The sequence below is a fragment of the Streptomyces sp. NPDC002884 genome, assembly GCF_040295245.1.
Taxonomy (GTDB): domain Bacteria; phylum Actinomycetota; class Actinomycetes; order Streptomycetales; family Streptomycetaceae; genus Streptomyces.
On the sequence record NZ_JBEOVB010000101.1, the window covers coordinates 1 to 1,572 of the forward strand.

General features: G+C 61.8%; 1 protein-coding gene and 1 pseudogene. Both read right to left on the reverse strand.

Annotation, left to right across the window (positions count from 1 at the left end):
- Positions 1–439: 439 nt before the first annotated feature.
- On the reverse strand, positions 440–772 hold the full coding sequence (locus tag ABT070_RS46155; protein WP_351769359.1) for a histone-like nucleoid-structuring protein Lsr2: 333 nt from the start codon (positions 770–772) through the stop codon (positions 440–442).
- A gap of 176 nt (positions 773–948) precedes the next feature.
- Positions 949–1,385: pseudogene (locus ABT070_RS46160) on the reverse strand (transposase); the annotation flags it as partial.
- Positions 1,386–1,572: the final 187 nt, after the last annotated feature.

The window sequence follows — 1,572 nt, forward strand, 5'->3', positions numbered from 1 at the left end:
CTGGGAACAACGAGACGACATCCACGAGGCCTTCCTCGGACTTGCCGTCTGCCCGATCACCCACCGGCACATCCAGAGGCTTTGTTAGGGCCAGTAACTGGCAGACGGCTTCATTGAGCTTCTTCAGAGTGGCCACCGATCGGGTGACGTCGTGTCGGCGGCTCCGCCCAGCAAGGACAGCGACTGCCCTGCTTGGCGGCCTCGTCCACACGCTCGGGGCCTTCACTCGCCGGAGGGGCAGCTGAAGAAGCTCATTGTGTCAGCCGTTGTATGTCGGAGGAGTTTCCCCGTCACCGGGATGCGCCCCAGGGTGCGTTGCGAGTCAGGCGGCGTGCGACCTCTTGCGTGCACGATGGTTTGCTATCGCGCCCGCCGCAATCTATCTGAGGCGGGGATGTACCGTTTTCCCGCCTCAGGAGGAAGGAAAACCGATTAACAGTCAGTGAGCCTTCGCGTAAGCCTCACGGACGCTGGCGGGGACCCGCCCGCGGTCATTGACGGGATAGTTGTTCTCCCGCGCCCAAACGCGCATCTGTTCCGCACTCGGATCGCCGGAGTTCTGCTTAGTCGATCGACCTGAAGGCTTCGCGCGGCCGACTTTGCGGCCGGTACTGATGAAGGGGGCAAGAGCCTCGAAGAGCTTGTCGTAGTTATCCGACACTAGATCGATCTCGTAGTTTACCCCATCCAATGAAAATGTATGGGTCTGCACCTCCTCTGATTCCGTGCCTGTGAGGTCGTCCACGTATACAGTCACAATCTTCTGGGCCATGACGGGATAGTACCCGCTTGTGCACCCGCACCAGTACCCGATATGAAACTCTAAGCGATCGGTGATGTGCCATCATGGCCGTGCTGGGGCGTGCGCTTCTCGCCTTCGTCACATACTGGGCGGGTGGAGCTGCCAGAATTGGGTGCCGTACTCAGACGTCGTTTTCTCCTGTTGTTTCATACCGGAATCTGCTGTTTGGTCTGCGGTGCCGGCTCGTGCCAGGAGATCGTGTTCTCGCTGGTGAGGCGGCGGGCCATGAGGTCGGTCATGGCTTCGGATCGGTGTGGGTGGGTTTCGTAGTCGCGGGCCAGGCGGCGGTGGAGCATGAGTGTCCGCTCAACTGCCCAGCGTTTCGGGATGGGGGTGAATCCCCTATGGTCCCGGAGCCGCGTGCGGTGATTTCCATGTCGATGCCGAGGGTCGCGGCGTGCTCGACGAAGTGCTGGCGGTAGCCGCCGTCGACCCACACCTTGCGGACGCGGGGATGTTCGGCGGCGATCTGGTCCAGGAGCTGGGTGCCGGCCGCGGAATCCTGCACGCTCGCCGCAGTGACCAGCACGGCAAGCAGGAGCCCGATCGTGTCGGTGACGATGTTCCGCTTCCGCCCCACGATCTAATGGGCGGTAGCTGACCCCGGTAAAGCTTCTCGATGCCGACCGCCGGCGTCAGTACAACGTCCACCGACGATCGGGGCTGTGAGCCCTCTGAGGTTCCCCCGAGATGCGGAGTGTGTTGACAGAGGGTCAGATGGTTCTCATGAGAGGAACATCGACCATGGCCGCCCCCAGAAAGTACTCGCT